Genomic DNA, 21,259 nt, shown 5'->3' with positions numbered 1-21,259 from the left:
ATAATATGCAATCATCCTAATAGTTGTTTGTCGCTTCACAGGTTATTTTGGTGCAATCACGGCAATGTTCGGCGGCAAAAGCAAAAGATTGCTTTGCGGAATTCTGGGTATGCCCCATCTTATCGTCCGCGACGCTTTCTTTATAGTCATCGCTTTTACTTGCATTGGTGGTGCAAACCCATTTTGATTTCAGATCTGTTTGAGTTGCAGCAACACTAAGAGATGCACTTAAAATAAAAAAACACATGATTAAATTTTTCATGACAGCTCCCTTGTGCGAAATATGTGATTATCTCTTTTCTGAAATGGGCCAACGATAACTTGGTTCTTAATCCCTCTCTATAGTGTAGTTTGCTTTTTAAAAATCGATTACCCGATTGAAAAAATTATTATTTTCCAATATTAATTTAAGACATAGAGTCACAATTTTTAATCAAAATTCGATTTATGAAATAGAAAATAGGATAAAAAAATTTTCTCAGGAAAGTAAAGAAGTTCAGGGCAGCGATTTAATTTTTTCTCTCTTTTTTTAAAACAATCATCTTTTCGTGGGACATCTCTTCCATAGTCCAGGGTATCCCCCCAACCCCATAGCCCGATTGTTTTAATCCGGCGAAAGGCATCCAATCGGTACGAAATGCAGTATGATCATTAATGACTACAGTAGAGGCTTCTAAACATTCAGCAGCTTTCAGTGCTGGAGTCAATTCCTCAGAAAATACGCTGGCTTGAAAAGCAAAAGGTAATGAATTCGCATGATCTATTGCTTGTCCCATATTTTCATAAGAATAAATACAAGTTACTGGGCCGAATATTTCCAAGTGGGACACTTTGACATCCCAAGGCGGGTTGAGCAATACAGCGGGAATTAAAGTTGTTTCGGATAGACGCCCTCCACCAAATAAGTGGGCGCCCTTTGCTACCGCTTCATCTATCCAGGACAAAACGCGATCTGTTTCTCGCGGAAGGATAAGCGGTCCTACCTCCGTTTCTTTTAAAAGAGGATCACCTACGTGAAGTATTTTGACTCGCTTGACGAAATCATCCAGGAAAGATTCGAGTATATCTTGATGAACAAAGATCCGTTGCACAGAAACACACACTTGCCCTGCATGGTAATAACCCCCTTTGACCAGTGATTTTGCTGTTGTTGGGATATTCGCACTGCGATCAACAATTACGGGTGCGGCACCGCCATGTTCCAAAGCACAACGAGTACCTGGAGGTAGTTTGCTTCGTAAGTACCAGCCAACTTTTGCGGAGCCGATAAAACTTAAGAATGCAACACGTTTATCGGTCGCAAGCCGCTCTGCCAGTTCATTATCTTCTGTAATTAGTGTTTGACACCAAGCTTCTGCAAGTCCCGATTGGCGAAATAAATCGACCAGTTCCAGACAGCATAAAGGGGTTGACGACGCAGGTTTGATAATCACCGGACATCCTACCGCGATTGCTGGGGCGATTTGATGCACAATGAGATTGAGGGGATGGTTAAAAGCCGATATAGCAGCCACCACTCCAATCGGCTCTTTGATAGTGAAGGCCCAGCGGTTTTCACTTGCGGGTGTGAGCCCCATCGGGATTTCTTTCCCGGCAAAATGGCGTAATTCATCCGCAGCGTTTTTGAGTCCGTCTATGGCGCGAGTCACTTCAACTGCTGCATCTGTAAATGGTTTTCCTCCTTCCTGGGCAATTAACTGCGTAAAACGATCTTGGTCAGCAGATAATAATGACGCAGTGCGTTGGAGTATGGCCATCCGTTCGTGAGGCTGAAGCCAGCCCTGTCTATTTTTGTGAAGTAAGCTTGCTTTATTGAGCTTTTCTGCAAGTGTTTGTGCATCATCAGAGGGAATGTCTTTAATGAATGTTCGATCAAATGCGCGAACCACCTGAAGTGTTTTTTTCATGCTTGTCTCTTTTTTTCTGGTGGGAGGCGTTGTTGTAATTCATCCACGAGAACACGTTTGTTTTCAGAATAATCAATGGGGAACACCACCAAATGTATCCCACCCTCATTAAAAGCATTTTCTAGAATGGGTTGGAAGTTCTCGATGGAGTCAACTCGGGTGCCTTTTGCTCCATACGATTCAGCATATTTGATAAAATCAGGATTGGTAAACGTCATCCCAAAATCTGGAAAGTGATCCACTGCTTGTTTCCAACGAATCATGCCAAAAGCATGATCTTCAAGTACAAGAACCACTAAATTTAATTTAAGTCGAACAGCAGTTTCTAACTCTTGGCTGTTCATCATAAAACCACCATCACCACAAATAGCCATGACCCGCCGTTCCGGATACATGAGAGCGGCCATAATTGCCGAAGGTAAACCTGCACCCATAGTGGCAAGTGCGTTATCTAAAAGAATCGTATTGGCCACCTGAGTCCGATAGTTTCGGGCAAACCAAATTTTATACATTCCATTATCCAAAGCCAGAATGCCATCTCGTGGCATGACTTGCCGCACATCATAAACCAATCGTTGCGGTGTAAACCGATCCTCGGTCGCACGTGCTGCTATTTTATTTAGGATGCCTTCTCGTAGGTAAAGAAGTGCATCGGCATTTGGGAGTTTTCCTTCAATCCTATCCGCCAACAATTTCAAAGAGGGACCCATATCGCCAATGACTTCTGCTTGAGGAAAATAGACCTGCTCCACTGTAGCCGGTATGTAGTTCACATGAATGACTTTTAGATGGGGACCCATAATAAAGGGTGGTTTCTCTACCGTACTGTGGCCTATCGTGATAATGAGATCAGCTTGTTCTATGGCTTCATGGACATAATCTCGTTCTGAAAGTGCTGCAGTTCCCATATAAAGTTCTGTTGCGCCAGATACTGTTCCTTTTCCCATTTGAGTGGTGAAGTAAGGAATTTTTGTTCTTGTTATAAATTCAGCAAGAGCATTGGTCGCTCTGGGACGAGAAGCTGCCGCACCAAGCATAACCAGCGGACGTTTTGCTTCTTCAATCATTTTTGCTGCACGTTGGATTGCTTCGTCACACGCGATAGGATATTCAATGGGATGTGGAGGAATAAGCGCAACGTTCTTTGTTTTCTCTGCCGCAATATCTTCAGGCAGTTCTAAATGGACCGGTCCCGGTGTTTCTTCTTGAGCCAGGTGAAATGCTTCCCGCACAATAGTGGGGATCATGGACGGTGATACAATTTGCCGTGACATTTTTGTTAGCGGCTGCATGGTTGCGACGGTATTTACCATTTGAAATCGTGCTTGGCGTGATGATAAAACACCTTTTTGGCCAGTGATCATTATCATTGGCATATGCCCAAGAAGCGCATAAGCGGCTCCTGTAGTGAGATTTAATGCACCAGGCCCTAGCGTACTGATACAAACACCGGGTTTACCCGTTAATCGTCCATAAGTTGCAGCCATAAATGCAGCCGCTTGTTCGTGCCTGGTTATTACCAGTTTAATGGATGAATTCCTCAGGGCTTCAACTACATCAAGATTTTCTTCGCCTGGAATGCCAAATATGTGTTCGACGCCCTCATTTTCCAAGGCGGCAACTAAGAGTTCAGAGCCCTTGATCATTTATCCCTCACTATTCAAAGAATGACCCTTATCTCATAGTATACTAAAATTCATGATTTTTTTATGAAACTCGTTGCTTCTTTTTATAATTGAATAATAACTGGGTTGTGGGTCTCTGATGGAATCAATCTGGAATAGTTTAAAGAGTTAAAAGTGGGATAATGATTGGTTTGAACAAAATATTTTCTTACAGAATAAGATAAGTTGCTATTGAAAACGAGGAGGAGCTACCACATCCGTGTGGTGTTGCATCTTCCATGACGCTAAAAAATTCCGTTTCAGACATCCTTTGTCATTCCTCGTTAATATTCAGTATAACAAACCCAGCTGGAAGTGGAAGGCTGAAGTTGCTTATATTGATGTAAGATATTTCTTGAAGTTCGTCGAGACTTATTAAGCTGCTTTAGGAAGAACAATTTTTTTAAATGGATTATTTATCAGGCAGTACATTTATCTGGGTGACAAAACATTTGGTTTCACCACTCCAAGGGAGGGCATAAGCATCACAATGATAGCTAATCACGACATGTTTGTTATTTTGCATGGCATAATCTGCTTTTTTTACTAAATCTGATTTAAATTGGCCAAGTGTGAAGTGGAATGCACGGCCACTTGCACCACTGGCATTTTCCAATCCTCCAAGAATCATTTCGCCTTCATATGTTCCCCAAAATTTTCCTTCCTTGGCAACTTTAACGATCACTCCTGATTTTTGTCCTTTTTGTACTGTCCAACAACCTGCTAATCCGCACGAAAGGACAATAACAATGGAGGCTAAAATATTTTTTTTCATATTGAATTCTATGGTTTCAGTGAAAAAAGTGTTGAATCGTTATAGTCTATTGTAAAACAGTTTCGGATAGAAGTAGTTTGTATTTCTTTTCATGGGGAACAGTGAAACAGAAAAACTTTGCTACAGTGAAGATATCTATTAAAGACCATGTAACTAATTTAAGGTATGTAGTTCCGCAGCAGGGGGTGTCGTTTTATACCCATCATTGGGATGAAAGAATTGTTGTCCCAAAACGCTGGATTGTGTATTTAAATATTCTAAAACTTTTCCATCAGAATTAAGTGATTATTGAAATCCTCTTCTAACTCAGGAGACTTGGCATTTCTTTTTCATAAATGCTGAATGTAGGAAATTTGGCATAAAAGAGCCTTATTCATAGAAATTAGAAGAGGAGCCTACATACACTCATGGAAAGGGTAAAGATAAATGGACCAAAATTTTTGATGCTTTGAAATACTTTTAAAAGTTTATTGGAATAGGATCAATGCCTTTATAGATGATGTTTTATCTGATCGTATAGAGATGCTTGTATCCCGATATGATAAAACCCCGCAAAAGTATGCATCGGAACATCCATAACGTGCGCAAAAGTATGATATATCGAGTTACTGTTGATGGTTTCGGATATAGGAATTTTGAATCCATAAGGGGGATAATTCAAATCCAAATCATTAATTTTTTTAATCGCATTAACTCCTTTTAACCAATGGTGGATACAGTCCTCCTTCAAATATACGGTACGGTACGCATGTATGGGTAAGGCAAAAGTCCCTTGCTGCAAATTGTATTCATCAGCGAATTGAGAATCGTAAGCAATACAGTAAGCCCTCAAGCTATGATCTTTATTGTACCCTATAGGGACTATGTTCCCACTTTTTCTTGAAGTTGCCAGGCCATGCAGTTGTGCAATCACTGCATTACTTTCAATTTCCCTTAAAATCCAAAAGTCATGGACAAAGCGATTAAAAAAAGGGATTGGCAATTGAAACATCGCTGCCTGAATACAGAATCCTCGCATAAATTTCCCCCTTCCATTTTTCCTGAAGTCTGTGGGTTTTATTGAGTACCCTTAATTAGTATAGACTCTATTCATCATCAAAGGGGCAGGGCGATTCATTGAGAAATAAAGCATTTTACCCTTTTTGATCAAAAGTAAAATCCAAAAAGAAGAAAGTCTGATAATGTGCACCATAATCAGACTTTTTTGCAGACTAAATTACGAGGAGGGTAACCACATCCTTGTGGTATAGCGTCTTCCATGATGCTATAAAATCCTTTTAAGACATCCATTGTCATTCCTCGTTGAAACAAGCATACCAAAATGTTTCAAATTATCATCTACATTTTGTCTCATATTCATGTAAGAAATATCTCAACTTGCGTTATGAAATTGGCTATAAGTTAATGGATTACATGTGATAATTTAAATTTTCCTGTAATTTTTTCATCTCCATTGCATCGAGAGGAAACTCAATTGTCCAAGGCTTGATAGGCATGGGATATAACTCGGTACAATAAACTTCTAAACATTCGGCTGAAATATGTTCTATTCCAAATTCTTGCGCAAGAATCTGGTGACCTTCTTCAAAGGTGACTACTTTCTGTGTGTGTTTTTCCCCTTGATTTGCCGAATATTTTAATTGATTGGATTGAGCATCCCATATCAAAGCTTTTCGACCATGCTGTGTGATGATCCCGAAAACAGTTTTGGTGTCACGGATAGGAAGCTTTTCAGGAAATCTTTCTAATTTCAATAAATTCATGGCTGCTTTTTCTAAACTGATAGGAACCAAATCGGTCTGCATTAAGCGAAACCACCCTTGTCTTGTTTGTTTCTCGAGAACATAGACGTCCTCACTAAGATAAAATTTAAATGCTTCATCATTTTGTATGATGGCCTCATTCTCTCCGGTAACAATAATTGGAAATCGGGGAGCAGAAGATCCTAACCCCGGGTCAAGAAGAATTTTTCGATCGGTTATTTCGACAATCAATACAAGATGGGTAGGTGGGAGTCTAAGTATTTCAGGAGCATTAGGCATGGCGCCAAGAAGAACCCGTGCGGTACATAAGGAAACTGAATACCCCAGCTGGGTTAATGCATCAAATAATAAGGCTGCTGTTTGAAAACAATAGCCTCCAGTTTCTGAAGAAAGTAACTTCGGATAACTAAAAAAAGAGAGTGGACTTCTTTGGATTAGATGCTGTTTCGATATTTCTCTTAATTCTGAGTTAGAATACGGGATCGTTTGAACATGAGCGGCATAGATTAATTTTAAAAAATCCAGCTTTTCCTCGACAGAGGCTTCATTCAGTGAGGGTGCAGTCACTTTTAATTTTTGTAGGTAGGTCTTTAAATTAATTTTCATATTTATGAAGTTAAAGATATTATTTGAACAGGATACTTCATCTTAACTTTTATATTAAGATCTGAATAATAAAGTCTCATTCCGTAGCGTGACTACCGCAACAACCTCCTTACTGAGACAATCATCGATTCAGTTGTTTGTGACTGGCATAAACTGGTAAGGCAGACAATTTGTCAAATGGTTTATTTCCTTAATCTGATGCAACTGGCTCGAATAACCATAGGGTATTGCTAAGGTTTACCCCGTACTTTTTCGGATTCTCAAAACTTCATCCGCTGTCAGTTCTTTTGAGGGGATTCAACAGTAAAACATGAATCTTTCAATTTGCAATCAAAAAAAAACGAGTTAAAATGATCAATTGCTTCTGGAAAACCTTATCCCAAAACCGTTTTCAGTAGTGAACCGATGTACCGCAAGTAAGCCTTTATTTTATTATCAACCTTAAAAGGATTTAAAATTATGCCATCAGGAACCTATTCTAGTGTATTGGAACGTCTGCAAGCACGGGTACCTCAATCTTCATCTGCCCATAGAAATACTCAAAGAGGAAATGCTGGTCTCGCGGTTACCCAATTGACAGTGCAAGCAGGAATGCAACTTACGAATACAACGAGTCCTGTTACATTGATACCTATATCGTTTGCTCAAGTCCTTAATTCAGGATATGCAGTCCTTCGCTCGGATACTCATGTGAATGAAAAAGTCATTCAGGGATTGCAGGCTATTTTTTCAGCCGTTATTCTTGGACTAGCTATAGCCCTCGTTTTTGATGATGAGCGTATTCTGGAGCAAGTTATGTATTTATTTCAATTGCTCTATAGCTCGCTACTTCTGGTATCATGGGGCGGTAGTGAAGTTTTGAAAGATCCTCCCGTTACCACAAACAACAATCCCGTTGCTCCTCATATGCTTCGAGGTTTCTTATCCCATCCTGTCGAAAGGGATGAAGAGAAAGGGGAGATGAGTACGGATGAAAGACAATCAGGAATGGATTCCTCCCTGGATTCTAAAATGAAAAATAAATAAAAACTTCTTGAGAAATATTGTGTTATAAACTTGGAGCGCTTCTCAGTGAACTCGCACCTCCAAGTTTTATCCCCGAAAGCATTTTATCAAATACTTTGAAATTATTGGATTGAGTGGGCAAGTCTACTATTGCAAAGACAATATGTTTGAAAAATGATGATCTTTTCTCTATTTCCTCACCATAAATTTCGGCAACAAACTCAGGTTCATTTTTAAATTCTCCACAACCCCAAGCACTAAGAACAGCATAAGGTTGCCCCACTAAAATTAAGGTATCCAGCTGTGCAGAAATTCTTCTCCGTAAATCATTTTTATGTTCTTTAACAACACTTGGCGCTTTGGATTGGGATTCCGCAAAGTGTTCTGGGGCAGCAGTTCTTAATTCATAGAATGGAAAAACATGCTTGGGTGGAAGAAAGGTATAACTCATATCCGGGCTTGCAACAAATCCACTTGAAGTATATTCCCCAGCCGGATTGGGAATTAATAATTCTGGACCACGAAAGAGAATTCTGGGCTCGCTGCTATGGTAAGTTTTATAATAATCTGTATGAATAGATACTGGACAGTGATCTCTATAAATAGCCTGTTCTTCTTCTGTCATTTTTTTTCGGCCTTCGACCAATTCTTGTCCTTCCGGGGTATATATAAAGCTCTTGGTATAGTCCTTATCATATTGGACTATGTTCTCTAATAAGGAAAGAAGACATGTACTGCGATGCCACATATTTTCCTCTTGAGCACTACCTCCTTGAAATACGCCACCTCCAGGATAATACGAACTTGCATTGTTTAATATGGAATAAATCCGAACGTACTTTTTTGTTAATTTTAAAGCGACCTCACCAAAATCTTCTTGTGCAACTTCAACTTTATTTGGGGGATCAATTTTTGTTTTTTCCCATAGCTTAAAATTTTCCGTGGCAGTGGTTTGAAGCTCCTTAAATTTAGGGAGTGTTGTAGCGGTTTGTAAGGTTGCATTAAAACTTCTATATCGCCAAAGAGAGCCAGTCAGACTACCCTGAATTAAACCTGGTTTATTTGCTGCATACACTTCGTGGATTTGGGAAAAGGCATCTCTAGGTAGGGAGGGTTTTGATCTTGATAGAAAGCGTAACCACATATTTTAATTCCTTAAATTTATCAATTTATAATCTATTTTTAAAAATTTAACCTCCTGGAATAGCAATCTGATATCCGATATAAATTATTCTCTCCTTATATGCTTAAATTAACCAAATTTAAATCTTTATGATCATAATTTCATCATAGTGTATGATGGATGGAATGCAAGAAAAGCCAGATGCATTCTTTATCAGATAAAAATAAATGTCATGCACTTTTTGGTATTTTCATTTTGTACGAACTGGTTTTAATTTTTCTTAAATGGTTTATAGTAAAAGTACATAAAACAAGGAGGTTTTATTATGGTAAAAAATTCTATTAACATGGCATGTGCCATTATTTTATTTTCTTTTTCAATTCAATCATTTGCCGAGGATACAATTAGGGTACAGGTTAAAACCAATGAAAAAACAGCAGCAGCTTTGGGATTCACTGTGGACGGAAAAAAATCGGGTGCGCGTGGTAAATATTACTCTGGCAAAGGACCTGTCAATAAAAAATATATTTTTGGGTATAGAAAACATTCGGCATTTGGTGACGATGTATTGTGTGGTTCTGAAGTTTTGACAAAAGACAGTGTCGTCACCTTAAAAACTGAAGGCAAAAGTTGCTCCATTGTAGTGAATTAAATAGGAAATTGAGACTACCAAGCTAGAGGATTGCTCAGAGAATTAAGTTCCCACTAAACCTGCATCTTCAATTCTTTGTTCATAGAGCAGAACTAATACAGAGCCTGCATGAACTTCTATCATAATTTCAGGCGCTTTCGTGCGATTGAAACAAGAGGTGTTTCCTGGAAAAGATAGAGCAGTATGATTTAGTTCCCATTGCAACCCTTTTGATGAAAGGATTGCTTTAGGTATTCCCATTAAAGAAATTTTTGTTTGCGCAGGTAATAAACAATTCATTTTGGAGGTTTTGTTAAGAACGAATCCTTTAATGGGAGGGGCATATAAGAGGCAATTTGTTTCCATAAATATATTCATGTTATTTAGAATATGATCCAGATGTCCGCCATTAATTCCAACAATAATTGCGGGTAATAAGGCATTTTCTTCTAAATACTTCATTGCTTTTTGATAATCACTTTGACCCTGATCCGGGGTATGCAAAAAGGGATGGTTTTCAAGAATCGTTGGGCACACTGAATCGAGATCACCGGTAATCAATTGAGGTCTGATTCCAAGTTTGAATAATGTGTTGGCTGCGCCATCGGCTGCAATAATAGGCAAATTCGTGGTCATGAAGAAAGAAGAGTCAGGCAAGTCTCCATTCAGGCATAAAATAGATTGGTAACCCGATAAATTAATTACATCTTGCATCATAATATCTTTTCAAAAAAATGAGAATCAAACTAACAATTAATCCCACAATATTAGAACTTATAACAAAAAAGGAGTTTGTACCGCTTCCATAAATAATCCAGGCTAAAGAGCAAATCAGATAATTAATTAACATGATCATCGAGAGGTCTTGAGTTGATCTTGTTTTTAAAGATTTAATGATTTGCGGTAATAAGCCTATAAAAGAAGTAATGAAGGCGACAGTACCAGAAAATAAAACGAGAGACACATTTTCCTCCGCTCAGACGAATGAGATCAGGTTCAAAGGGTTGGTTCATCCTCTCAGCCAAAGTTGGCACCCCTAATGTATAAATATTATTCTATCATAAATGTCTTCAACCCACAAAAAGAGATTGGAGGGACTCTTACTGCAAAAGTCTCCCAAAGCTAAAATGCCAATTTTAAATGTTCCCAATATTGGTTATAAAGCAATAATGTCTTTTCTCCGACATCTCTTTGGAATTGACCTTTTGCCATAATTTCAGCCGAAGGATAGACCATGGGATTATTTTGTATGGATACAGGTAATAAAGCCCGGCCTTTTGCATTGGTAATGGCATGTCCTTCCCTCAAGGCAATTTGCACACTGGCTTCTGCTTTAAGCATGAAGTTAATGAATTGCAGTGCCTCTTTTCTGTGAGGTGGATTTTTGGGGATTGCCAAACAATCAACCCAAATAACAAAACCGTCTTCTGGATAGATGAACTCAATGGCCTTATTTTCTTCATGCGCTTTAAATGCATCTCCATTCCAGGACGATCCGATGAGTGCATCCTCATCAATCATGATGGCTTGTATGCTGTCACTGGCAAATAATTTGATATTGGGAACAAGATCCAGTAAGTGTGTGTAGGCTTTTTTGATATGTTCTGGATTGGTATCATTGGGATTAAATCCTAAACTCATCAAGGCAATGGCGAAAATTTCACGAGAGTCATCCAAGAGCATTAATTGTTGACGCCATTTTGGATTCCATAAATCGTTCCACTTTTTAGGCGGTTGAGATACCCAATTATCATTGAAAAAAATCCCTGTTGCGCCCCAGATGATGGGTACGCTGAATTGGTTACCCGGGTCATATTCATTATTCACAAAACGGGCATCTAGATTCTTTAAATTGGGTAATTCATGAGGATCAAGACGTTCCAACATTCCCTGCCGTTTCATGCGTTCCACGAAATACGCGGATGGAAGAATCACATCATAGACAGTCTGCCGACTCGCCTGGAGTTTGGCATACATGGTTTCATTGCTGTCGTAGGTAGAAAAGTGAACTTTGATACCAGATTCCTTTTCAAAATCCTGAACCAATTTTTTTGGAATTTCTCCCCCCCAGGCATATACATTTACAACAGGGGCAGAATAAACTTTAAAAGCAAAAAAGAAAAATGCTATGAAGATGCATTTCATATGGGTTTCCCTGATAAACGATGAGAAATAATGACAAGAACCATGGACAATATAAAGGTGATCGAACATAAAGCATTCAATTCAGGGGTAACTCCTGCACGTACTAAAGAATAAATCGTTAAAGGCAAAATAGAAAAATCAGGTCCAGCAACAAAATAGCTGATAATGACGTCATCAAAAGATAAGGTAAAACTCAATAGAAAAACACTTAAAACAGCAGGCCATAATAAAGGCAACAGGATACGGGTTAATGCAATATAATGACTCGCTCCCAAATCCAGTGCGCCAAAATATACATTTGGGTTTAAGCTATTCATCCGTGCACTTAGGGTGACAATAACAAAAGGCAGGCAGAATGTTATATGAGCAATTAATAAACTAAAAAAGCCAATCGGAACTTGAGTTATGTTAAAGAAAATTAATAGGGCAACACCAAGAACCAAATCCGGAATAATGATCAGCGACAGCAAAACGGAATATAAAATTTTTCGATGTTTTGAACGAAATAAAAATAAATGGATGGTAGCTAACAAACCCAGAGTCGTTGCAATGAGTGCTGAGAGTAGGCCAAGGACAATAGAATTAAAAAAAGCGGTCCACAAGCCCCGATCATGAAACAGCTCGTCATACCATTTTAAAGAAAACCCATGCCATTGGAGTGAGAATTTTGCATCATTAAAAGAATACAAAACCAAGACAGCAATAGGTATGTATAATAAGGCGTAAACCATAAAAAGAAAAAGACGCTTCATTGTGGCATTCATCCGGCACTCCTGCTCTTTTGACGCTTAAAAATTACGAATAATAAAAGCAGCAATGAAGTCAGCATGACGCTAGTCGCTGAACCTTTTGGCCAATCACCCAGAACAAGAAATTGATTTTGTATTAAATTCCCTAGCAAAATAGATCGCGCCCCGCCCAAAACATTAGGTATATAGAATAATGTCATGGCGGGCAATAAGACGAGCAAACATCCTGATAAAATCCCTGGTGCTGTATTGGGTAAGAAGACACGAGTAAATACAAACCACCTGTTTGCCCCCAAATCTTTAGCTGCTTCAAATAATCGAAAATCAAAACGTTCCATATTTGTATAAATAGGCAAAACCATAAATGGGAATAAGTTATAAATCAAACCAGTAATCACAGCAAAATTTGTGTACAACAACGATGAAGGGGTATGGATTAAATGCAATTTTAATAAGAGCGTATTTAAAATGCCTTGATATTTAAGTATGGCAATCAGGGAGTAAGTTCTTATTAATGAACTGGTCCAAAATGGAATGATAATCAACAGCAATAAAATAGATTGATGTTTTGCTTTAACCATTAAATAACTAAAAGGATAAGCAATGATCAAACAGAATAGGGTCGTGATGCAGGCAATAAAAAAAGAACGCAAAAAAATTTTTGCAAAAACGGGGCTAAATAGAGACGTATAATTATCCAAAGTAAAAGGCAAAGTCACCAGATGTTGGCTGTTTTTGGAAAGAAAACTTGCGGAGAACATCATCAATAAAGGAAAAAGACCAAATACAAATAACCAGAAATATAATGTGTACAGTGCAAATGCTTTATTCTTCATAAGGCAATAGTACCTCCCAACCGGGTAGCCATTGCACCCATACTTCTTCAGAAAGTGTGTATTCCAATTTATCATCGTCCTCGTCAAAAAATTCAGAGGCGTGAATGACCTTCCCTGATGTCAGCGCTACTTTGAGATCAACCGTTGATCCTTTGTAAATGATATCAATGATACGGCCGGGTAGCATTCCTTCTGTTTTGGTGACCTCAGTTAAGCTCCAAACCCTTATGTCCTCGGGGCGTACTATCAAATGCAGTCGATTGCCGACCTGGAAATTGCTGCTATTCCTACAATAAAGTGGAATGTTTTCAACGACTGTCATAAGATCCTGATCTTTTACTGATTGGACTTTAACCTCAAAAATGTTGGCCTCACCGATAAACTTGGCGACATACAAATTTGCAGGAGTTTCATAAACGCATTTAGGTGTGCCAATTTGTTCGATATGACCGTGATTGAAAACAACAATTCGATCAGACATGGACAAGGCTTCTTCCTGATCGTGCGTTACAAAAATAAAAGTCATATTTAAGGTTTTCTGCAATTGTTTTAATTCCGATTGCATGGCTTTTCTTAGCCTATAATCCAAAGAGCTTAATGGCTCATCCAATAACAACACCTGAGGTTTATTGATAATGGCTCTTGCAATCGCAACACGTTGTTGTTGTCCGCCACTCAGTTGTTTAATATTGCGTTCTGAAAAACCCTCTAGTTGAACAAGCCTTAAAGTGTCTAAAACTCTTTCTTTAATTTCTTGATCAGGAACCTTTTTACAACGCAAGGCAAAGGCAACATTCTCAAAAACGGATAAATGAGGAAAAAGGGCATAACTTTGAAAAACAGTATGTACATCCCGTTTTTGTGGTGGTAATTGATTAATACATTGACCATTGATGTAAATTTCACCGCGAGTGGGATATTCAAAACCCGAGATAAGGCGTAATAAAGTCGTTTTGCCGCAACCTGAAGGTCCCAGTAAGGTTAAAAATTCTCCGTGATGCACGCTTAAGGAGACATCCTTCAATATAGGAGTTTCACCGTAGGATTTATATACATTCTTGATTTCTATGAGCGGAGCTGTCATGTTCTAATCAAATGAAAAAACGGTAATTATCCCCACAGAGACTTGTCTTGTCCAGCAAGTTTGTTTTTCTTACATGATTTTTCAGATTTATCTTGAAACTAATGCGTATAAAATTGGTCAAAAAGTACAAATATATTATCTTTTCAAATCCTTCTTTTATTAGGATAATGAGTTGCGATGTCGGTTTGTTGAAAATTTCTACACGAACTGATGTTTGGGTAAATTGTCTCACCATGAAGACACGTTTCCTGTGGGAATGTTTTTCTGATTAAGGAATAAAAATGAAAAGAATCACTTTTTTTGTTATGGGATTGGCTTTAACCGGTTTGGCAGTTGCAAAACCCGGACCTAAAGAGGAAGTTCGTCATATTATTACACTAAATGGTTTGGCCAAAGGAGAAGGACGATATATTCGCACTGATGTTGTTGAAAATGGTCAATACAAGTTTGGCTTCTATTTTTGCGGAACCCGTCATAGCGTCATCTATGGGGATATTGTTTTCGCAGATGAGGTTGGTGATTCCTTTCGAGTGGAACGATCCGCTAAGTTCTCAATATGTCAGGATGAAACTTTAACTGAATGCCAGGAATTTGCAACGGATCATTTTACAATTTTTAAAAATGAAGATGGTTATTTAGAGACAGACAGTCCCTCAGTAGTACCTCTTAACATCGCCTCAATCAAAGATTCTTTTAAAGCATGCCAACCGGATCCAAATCAAGACAGCGGCATGAAAAAAGTTATTCATGCAGGGAGTAATTATCTGATTCGCCAAGGTTAAATTGGCAGACAAAAGATACCGTTCGAGTGAAAAATGGGCACGGAGAAGGTTAAACCATACGTGCCTGTTTTCTGAGGCTGCAATATTTTTTATCAAATGTAGAGCCAAATCAAAAAGATTTCTCTATAATCCCCGTCACTTTTTACATCAATAACCGCTTATGTACCAGCAAAGAACTTCTATTTTACTTATTGGCTTGTTATCAGCATTTTCTTTACTCACCTTTGATCTTTATCAACCGTCACTACCTTATATCTCCAACATCTTTGGTACCACGCATTGCTTGAGTCAACTCACTTTAAGTGTTTATTTGTTTGTTTTTGGCGTGGCCCAACTCGCCTGGGGACCCTTGATCGATCATTTTGGCAGATGTCAATTATTGCCAGCAAGCTTGTGTATTGCCTTTATAGCAAGTTTAATATGTGCTTTTGCTCCGAATATCTGGATACTTATTTTGGGGAGAGCGTTACAGGGTTTTTCTTTGTGTTGTGCCAATCTGGTTGCTTTTTCCATTTCCCGAGATTTTGAAGATACTGTGGAGCGGGCAAAGGTTTTATCCTACGTGTCCATGATTGTTTCCATATCTCCTATTCTTGCTCCGGTTTTTGGTTCTCTGATTTTTACCTATTGCGGATGGCAGGCCAATTTCATTTTGATGGCATTTATTGCTATCGTGCTTTTGCTGCAATCCCGTAAAGGACTGTTTGAATCTCCTTTTTGGCAACAACCTAAAGAACCATTTCTTATCAAGAACGTTATCAAAGCTTATCTTGAAATCATGCCATCCCCTTCATTATGGAGCGGTTCATTGGTTATGATGTTTAGTTTCGCAGCAGTTATGCTTTCGGTAATTAATTCATCCTATATTATTATCGATCAGTTTGGTTTTTCACCGCTGGCTTACGGCATTATTTTTATTATCAATGGCTTAAACATTATTGTTGGAAACTATTTAGGTATATGGCTGCGCAAATATTACAGCATGTCATCCACAATCTATCTTGGAAGTTGGTTTATTATAGGCGGCGGCTTGGCCATGCTGCTGTTTGCTACCCTGTTTGAGTTTAATTTGTATGCCTTATCATTTGCTTTAATTTGTAATTTAGGAATTAGTTTAACTGCACCTGCTACCATGTCCATCATGTTATCAGCTTACAAGGAAAATACAGGTTTGGCGCTGGCCATAATCCATACAGTAAGGATGTTTGGCTCAGCCATTTTAACCATGATCAGTGCTTACTGGCTCATGCAAACCCTAAGTGCCTTGCCTTTAGGGTTAATTGGATGCGGAATAGGTGCGCTTTATTGCTCCTGGTACTTTAACCGCTTCACCGCCAAGGCTGATGACCCAGGGCTAGAGGAGTTAGAAGCAGCTTAGGGCATCTCATGATCGATTAGGCATAAAAATTGATTTATGAATCGAAAATGTCAGCGTGGTCAAATCGTAGAAAGTATCTCGATATTGAATAACCGCATAATTTAGGATAATTATGCGGTTCTCTCCTTTACATCCCGCGACAAATCCGGGGGTCCATGTTCCAGGGCAGGACAATTAGATTCCAGCAAGCATACGGAACCTGCATAATCTGTGGTATGATTTTGTTTTTAATTTAAAGTACCAATATGAGAACTTCAGTTTTCTTTTCTTTGATTTTATTATTAAATTTCAAAGCATTTGCAATTCCTCGCTTTGTTGCTTCTGAGCCGTTACCTGCTGCACAATATGAAATAAATGGTCCTGCTTTATGTGCCACAGCTAAAGAAACTTTAGCCTATTTAAACAAAGGGGTGCAGTATGATCCCAATGTCATTCATGATGGCAAAATTTTTCCAGTGCCTCTTTCTCGAGTTAAAGCAACTTTGGCATTTATTTGCCGACATCAAAATCAATTAAATGATCCCGCTTTCATAAAGAAACACTTTGAGTTTATCCGTTGGTATCCTGATTTGGCGCAGGCGAATGCACTTAAGTTGAAAAAATCCCTGATTGCACATTTACCAAAAGATAAAATATTAATGACAAAATATTATGTTCATCGAGCTCATGCATCCAGCAAGTTCAGTGTTGCTTATCCTTTTGCTCTGTATGGGCTTCCTCGAGATGAAGCGTTGCTCACCTTGGAAGAGGCAAATAAAAATCCTGCTTTAACACGTTTTCGCTATGGGAAACAAGCGATATTGAAGGGCGCCTTGGTGGATAAAAAAGTCCCTGTCCTTGCTTATTTATCTAGAGAAGATTTAGAAGCCGCGTTAATGCAAGGTACGGTAATTGCCGATTTTGGCGGGTCAAACCACCAAAGGAAAACTTTCAATGTGCATCGATGCAACAATATTGCCTACGATAAAACCAAAGACCCTTACCAGCAGGAACGATTTTGGTATTTTAAACCTGTTGCCGGCATTAAAGGTTATGGTAAAGACGCAGATGACAAAATTACCGTGAATACGGGCGTTACTTTTGCTGCAGATCTTGAACAATTTGGTTTAGGGAAGCTTTTGATGGTTCAATATCCCAATGAAAAAGGAAAAATAATAACACGCGCTGGTATTTTTGCTGATACCGGGGGTGCTTTCCAAAATAATTTATATCAAGTCGATTTTCTTGCGGGGAGTTATCCAGGTAGAGGAGCTTTTACCAAAGCCACTCGCTCTTTACCTGATTATGTGACTGCCTATTTTATGGTACTAAAAAAATAATATGAAAACATTACTATGGTGCTCATTGTTTATAAGTTCTCTTGTACATGCATTTTCTTGCTATGATCCCCAAGAAATTCATAAAACCCCCATACAATTTGATAAAAAACGTATTGAGCTGACGCGGCAATATCAATTAACCCATTATGGAATTGATTCCAAATCGATTGAAATTGAACCAAAAATGATTGTAGTCCATTGGACATGCATCTCTAGTTTAAAGGCAACTTTTCGAGTATTTAATCCTCCCACTTTTCCAGTAAATTCCCCACGCCTGAAGGAGTTACCTGGTAATTTGAATGTGTCAAGCCACTTTGTAGTTGACCGTGACGGATCGATTTATCAGCTCATGCCGGAAAAATGGATGGCAAGACATGTCATAGGCTTAAATCACTATGCCATTGGTATTGAGAATATAGGGGGCGTAGATAGCAAAGACGATTTAACGGAAGCACAAACTAAAGCGAACGCGTTTCTCATTTGTTATTTAAAAAAGAAATATCCAGGAATAAAGTATGTCTTAGGACATAATGAGTATTTACAGTTTAAAAAAACACCTTTTTGGCTTGAACGTGATCCAAATTATCAAACGGATAAAGAAGATCCCGGTCCTGATTTTGTCAATCGAGTGATGCGGTTGGTTCTTGAAAGTAAAAATGCCTCCAATTGGCATAGAGAATCGGTATACCAAACGAATTAATGATAAAAATGCGGATGTAATCCGCAAAATTTGCTAACTAATTCATGGATTTAAGTCTTTTATTAGGGAAAACATTGGGTTCTACTGTTGCTGACAAGTTACATTGGAGTGTAGGAAATAATTCAAAAATGGTTCAAATGAAATCTACTTCTTTTTTTATTTTTGGCTTTGGTTATACCGCTGAATTTTTAGCTCGAGAACTTCTGCAAATGAATATTCGCGTCGTAGGCACAACTCGCGATGAAAAAAAAATTGTGCAAAGCGCTAAAGAAAGTTACACGCTTATAAACTTTTGCGAAGAAGAAATATCATTTTATCTAAAAGAAGCAACCCATATCCTGGTATGCACTCCTCCCTTAGAAAAAATCGGTGATCCGGTACTTTCTAATTTTTCAGGTTTGATCCAGCAACATAAAAAAAATATCCAATGGATAGGATATCTTTCTTCAACAAGTGTCTATGGAGATCACCACGGTGATTGGGTGAATGAAGAATCAGAACCTAAAAGAATGGGTCTACAAGGTGAATTAAGATTAAAGGCTGAGAATCAATGGATGGCTTTTACCCGAAAACAAAATATACACCTAAATATTTTTAGATTATCAGGTATTTATGGACCCCATCGGAATGCTATTGAGCGGTTAATTGCTGGGAAAAAAATGAGTATCTATAAAGAGGGACAATTTTTTTCAAGAATTCATGTTGCCGATATTATTTCGGTGATTCTTGCAACGATAAAGAATGCCCATCCTTACTCCATTTACAATGTGGCCGATGATGAACCTACTTCATCGCATCTTGTTGATGCCTATGCCGCCTCACTACTCAACAGGCCGCCATTACCCTGCATTCCTTACGACCCAGCCTCCATGTCTCCCAGGGAGCAACAATTCTATGCAAGTAATCGACGGGTTTCTAATGAAAAAATTAAAAAAGAGCTTCAGATTAATCTTCAATATCCATCCTACCGAGAAGGATTAGCTCAGCTTTTTAATGAAATAAAATAAAGTCCTAAAGGCAAAGCTTTGCATCCCATAGTATACTTTCCTTTGGGATAATTAAAATGGATGTGCATATCAAATATTGGATAAACGGAGTTATTATGGCGGATAAATTCTTGGATGTATTGATTGTGGGAGCAGGACCCGTTGGTTTGTTTTGTGCCAATGAATTGTCTCGTCAAGGGTTGAATTGTCGCATAGTAGATAAAAAATCAACATTAAGTGATAAATCTAAAGCCTTAGCCTTACATATTCGTACCTTAGATCTTATTAAAGATTGCGGTTTTCTTGATGAAATACTCCTTGAAGGTCATCAAGTTGATGGGATTATGTTTAAATCCAACGGTAAAGAACTGATCCATGCCACCTTTAACGCCCTTAAAGTAGATCGTCCTTATGTGATCGATCTCCCCCAAAGTAAAACAGAGCATATTTTGTTTCAAAACCTGATTAAGAAAGGAATCCGGGTTGAATGGGAAACTGAGCTCACTGCAGTGCAGCAAGAACCTGACTTTAATTTAGCCACTCTGAAACTTTCTGATGGACGGATCGAAGAAGTCAAAGCAAGCTGGATCATTGCTTGCGATGGTTCTCACAGCACCTTAAGAAAATTGGTTCAGGCCGAATTTATTGGTTCTTCATACAAACAAACCTGGTGGCTTGCTGATGTACGCATTGACTGGGCTCTTCCTGAAAATAAAATTCTTCTCTACGTCAGTGAGAAAGGGCCCGCTGCTTGTTTCCCAATGGGAGATAAGCGCTATCGTTTGGTCATGACAGCCCCAGAAAAGATCATGCACCAGGAACCAACAATGGAAAATATAGAACAAACATTTAAAGCCCGGTGTTCGGATAACGTACTGCTAAGTGATCCTCATTGGATTAGTCAATTTGGGATAGATCACAAGCAAATTCAAAATTATCGTTATGGGCGTTTATTTTTTGCTGGGGATTCAGCCCATGTACATAGCCCTATGGGCGGACAAGGTATGAATACAGGATTACAGGACATCTATAATCTGGCGTGGAAATTGGCGTTGGTACATAAAGGATTAGCAAAAGAATCTTTATTAGATAGTTACCACAAGGAACGTCATCCCATAGCGGCAGAAGTGTTAAAAAAAACAGGTATCATGACCCATATGATGATGATGTCTCATTCGCTATTGATTACAATCCGGAATTTCATTCTGCAAACAGCGATGTCATTTCATTCCCTTAAAAGATACATGCTCAATGATATCGCTGAACTTTCAATAAGCTATGCTAAAAGCCCTATAGTCAAAATTTTGGGTGAAAAAACGCAATTCAAAGTAGGTGAATTCCTCACTAATTTTACTTTTATGGAAATTAAGAATAAAGAAACAAAAGAGTTGCAAGACATGACTCAAGGAATCAACCATCATTTGCTATTGTTTGCAGGACTAAGCAACAAGAATGTTTTTGACTTGACCGAGCTCGCTGCAGCTATCAAGAAGCAATTCCGCGGTTTGATTCAAACACATATTATATTACCCCATTCTGAGATAATCCCATTGACAGAGGACATTCCGCTACTGGTAGATGAAAATCAGAAAATGCACCAACATTTTAATATCAACCAATCGACAGCGGTACTGATTCGGCCAGATAAGTATATTGGCTTAACTCAATCTCCTGTGAATAAAGAGGAGTTACTTACTTATTTGCAAAACTCCTATTTTATAACAGATGCTTCAGTGAAGAGTTAAGATTTGCTGGTAATATATGAAACATATTTTCCGTAATATACCTTTTGTCGAATGGCTAAAA

General features: G+C 38.5%; 21 protein-coding genes and 1 riboswitch. Of the genes, 8 read left to right on the top strand and 13 right to left on the bottom strand.

All coding sequences use genetic code 11. The features are described 5' to 3' along the window. Nucleotides 1-16: 16 nt before the first annotated feature. The 6 genes from BU07_RS0105005 to BU07_RS0104980 all read right to left on the bottom strand — a co-directional run bounded on the left by BU07_RS0105005 (nucleotide 17) and on the right by BU07_RS0104980 (nucleotide 6,715). Nucleotides 17-262: a hypothetical protein gene (locus BU07_RS0105005; protein ID WP_031564002.1), complete on the bottom strand. Its 246-nt coding sequence runs from the start codon at nucleotides 260-262 to the stop codon at nucleotides 17-19. Between the two features lie 247 nt (nucleotides 263-509). Continuing rightward, on the bottom strand, nucleotides 510-1,907 hold the full coding sequence (locus tag BU07_RS0105000) for an aldehyde dehydrogenase family protein (RefSeq protein WP_031564001.1): 1,398 nt from the start codon (nucleotides 1,905-1,907) through the stop codon (nucleotides 510-512). Then, nucleotides 1,904-3,553 carry an acetolactate synthase large subunit gene (locus BU07_RS0104995; RefSeq protein ID WP_031564000.1) on the bottom strand — a complete coding sequence of 550 codons (1,650 nt, stop codon included), beginning with the start codon at nucleotides 3,551-3,553 and terminating at the stop codon, nucleotides 1,904-1,906. The genes BU07_RS0105000 and BU07_RS0104995 overlap by 4 nt, the downstream gene beginning before the upstream one ends. 430 nt (nucleotides 3,554-3,983) lie before the next feature. Further along, a complete protein-coding gene (locus BU07_RS0104990; RefSeq protein ID WP_031563999.1) occupies nucleotides 3,984-4,346 on the bottom strand; it encodes a hypothetical protein in 363 nt (120 codons plus the stop codon). Nucleotides 4,347-4,836: 490 nt separating this feature from the next. Then, nucleotides 4,837-5,364 carry a hypothetical protein gene (locus BU07_RS0104985; protein WP_031563998.1) on the bottom strand — a complete coding sequence of 176 codons (528 nt, stop codon included), beginning with the start codon at nucleotides 5,362-5,364 and terminating at the stop codon, nucleotides 4,837-4,839. 391 nt (nucleotides 5,365-5,755) lie between these two features. Then, the gene (locus BU07_RS0104980; protein ID WP_031563997.1) at nucleotides 5,756-6,715 is read right to left on the bottom strand and encodes an arylamine N-acetyltransferase family protein; all 960 of its coding nucleotides are present in this window, start codon (nucleotides 6,713-6,715) and stop codon (nucleotides 5,756-5,758) included. A 459-nt stretch (nucleotides 6,716-7,174) separates the two neighbouring features. Here BU07_RS0104980 and BU07_RS0104975 point away from each other — a divergent pair, with 459 nt between their 5' ends. After that, a complete protein-coding gene (locus BU07_RS0104975) occupies nucleotides 7,175-7,741 on the top strand; it encodes a hypothetical protein (protein ID WP_031563996.1) in 567 nt (188 codons plus the stop codon). Between the two features lie 22 nt (nucleotides 7,742-7,763). On the opposite strand, the gene BU07_RS0104970 is transcribed toward BU07_RS0104975, so the two are convergent. Next, nucleotides 7,764-8,864 carry a poly(ADP-ribose) glycohydrolase domain-containing protein gene (locus BU07_RS0104970; RefSeq protein WP_031563995.1) on the bottom strand — a complete coding sequence of 367 codons (1,101 nt, stop codon included), beginning with the start codon at nucleotides 8,862-8,864 and terminating at the stop codon, nucleotides 7,764-7,766. A gap of 304 nt (nucleotides 8,865-9,168) precedes the next feature. Between BU07_RS0104970 and BU07_RS0104965 the strand changes: the two genes are divergently transcribed. Next, complete coding sequence (locus BU07_RS0104965) at nucleotides 9,169-9,495, top strand: hypothetical protein (RefSeq protein WP_031563994.1); 327 nt, start codon at nucleotides 9,169-9,171, stop codon at nucleotides 9,493-9,495. Between the two features lie 42 nt (nucleotides 9,496-9,537). Here the strand turns inward: BU07_RS0104965 and BU07_RS0104960 are convergent, their stop codons facing one another. From BU07_RS0104960 to potA, 6 genes are all read right to left on the bottom strand, one after another. Beyond that, nucleotides 9,538-10,188: a thiamine diphosphokinase gene (locus BU07_RS0104960; RefSeq protein ID WP_035898984.1), complete on the bottom strand. Its 651-nt coding sequence runs from the start codon at nucleotides 10,186-10,188 to the stop codon at nucleotides 9,538-9,540. Next, the gene (locus BU07_RS0104955; RefSeq protein WP_031563992.1) at nucleotides 10,172-10,438 is read right to left on the bottom strand and encodes a SemiSWEET family sugar transporter; all 267 of its coding nucleotides are present in this window, start codon (nucleotides 10,436-10,438) and stop codon (nucleotides 10,172-10,174) included. Before BU07_RS0104955 ends, BU07_RS0104960 begins: the two co-directional genes overlap by 17 nt. Beyond that, nucleotides 10,425-10,522, bottom strand: a riboswitch (TPP riboswitch). It overlaps the preceding gene by 14 nt. A 74-nt stretch (nucleotides 10,523-10,596) precedes the next feature. Continuing rightward, nucleotides 10,597-11,619 carry an ABC transporter substrate-binding protein gene (locus tag BU07_RS0104950; protein WP_031563991.1) on the bottom strand — a complete coding sequence of 341 codons (1,023 nt, stop codon included), beginning with the start codon at nucleotides 11,617-11,619 and terminating at the stop codon, nucleotides 10,597-10,599. Beyond that, the gene (locus BU07_RS0104945) at nucleotides 11,616-12,383 is read right to left on the bottom strand and encodes an ABC transporter permease subunit (protein WP_031563990.1); all 768 of its coding nucleotides are present in this window, start codon (nucleotides 12,381-12,383) and stop codon (nucleotides 11,616-11,618) included. Before BU07_RS0104945 ends, BU07_RS0104950 begins: the two co-directional genes overlap by 4 nt. Beyond that, nucleotides 12,380-13,204, bottom strand: coding sequence for an ABC transporter permease (locus tag BU07_RS0104940; protein WP_031563989.1), 825 nt, complete (start codon nucleotides 13,202-13,204; stop codon nucleotides 12,380-12,382). The genes BU07_RS0104945 and BU07_RS0104940 overlap by 4 nt, the downstream gene beginning before the upstream one ends. Beyond that, nucleotides 13,194-14,288 carry a spermidine/putrescine ABC transporter ATP-binding protein PotA gene (gene potA / locus BU07_RS0104935; RefSeq protein WP_031563988.1) on the bottom strand — a complete coding sequence of 365 codons (1,095 nt, stop codon included), beginning with the start codon at nucleotides 14,286-14,288 and terminating at the stop codon, nucleotides 13,194-13,196. Before potA ends, BU07_RS0104940 begins: the two co-directional genes overlap by 11 nt. A 281-nt stretch (nucleotides 14,289-14,569) precedes the next feature. On the opposite strand from potA, the gene BU07_RS0104925 reads away from it, so the two are divergent. The 6 genes from BU07_RS0104925 to BU07_RS0104900 all read left to right on the top strand — a co-directional run bounded on the left by BU07_RS0104925 (nucleotide 14,570) and on the right by BU07_RS0104900 (nucleotide 21,198). Further along, a complete protein-coding gene (locus BU07_RS0104925) occupies nucleotides 14,570-15,070 on the top strand; it encodes a hypothetical protein (protein WP_031563986.1) in 501 nt (166 codons plus the stop codon). A 160-nt stretch (nucleotides 15,071-15,230) separates the two neighbouring features. Continuing rightward, nucleotides 15,231-16,448, top strand: coding sequence for a multidrug effflux MFS transporter (locus BU07_RS0104920; protein WP_031563985.1), 1,218 nt, complete (start codon nucleotides 15,231-15,233; stop codon nucleotides 16,446-16,448). Between the two features lie 245 nt (nucleotides 16,449-16,693). Beyond that, nucleotides 16,694-17,767, top strand: coding sequence for a hypothetical protein (locus BU07_RS0104915; protein WP_031563984.1), 1,074 nt, complete (start codon nucleotides 16,694-16,696; stop codon nucleotides 17,765-17,767). 1 nt (nucleotide 17,768) lies between these two features. Next, a complete protein-coding gene (locus BU07_RS0104910) occupies nucleotides 17,769-18,467 on the top strand; it encodes a peptidoglycan recognition protein family protein (RefSeq protein ID WP_031563983.1) in 699 nt (232 codons plus the stop codon). Between the two features lie 44 nt (nucleotides 18,468-18,511). Continuing rightward, a complete protein-coding gene (locus BU07_RS0104905) occupies nucleotides 18,512-19,474 on the top strand; it encodes an SDR family oxidoreductase (protein WP_242601906.1) in 963 nt (320 codons plus the stop codon). 95 nt (nucleotides 19,475-19,569) lie between these two features. After that, the gene (locus tag BU07_RS0104900; RefSeq protein ID WP_031563981.1) at nucleotides 19,570-21,198 is read left to right on the top strand and encodes an FAD-dependent monooxygenase; all 1,629 of its coding nucleotides are present in this window, start codon (nucleotides 19,570-19,572) and stop codon (nucleotides 21,196-21,198) included. Nucleotides 21,199-21,259 lie beyond the last annotated feature (61 nt).

Origin of the sequence: Legionella wadsworthii DSM 21896 = ATCC 33877 (genome assembly GCF_000701265.1) — a bacterium.
Taxonomy (GTDB): Bacteria; Pseudomonadota; Gammaproteobacteria; order Legionellales; family Legionellaceae; genus Legionella; species Legionella wadsworthii.
Note: the sequence above shows the minus strand (reverse complement) of the source record. Positions and strands in the feature narration are given on the sequence as shown.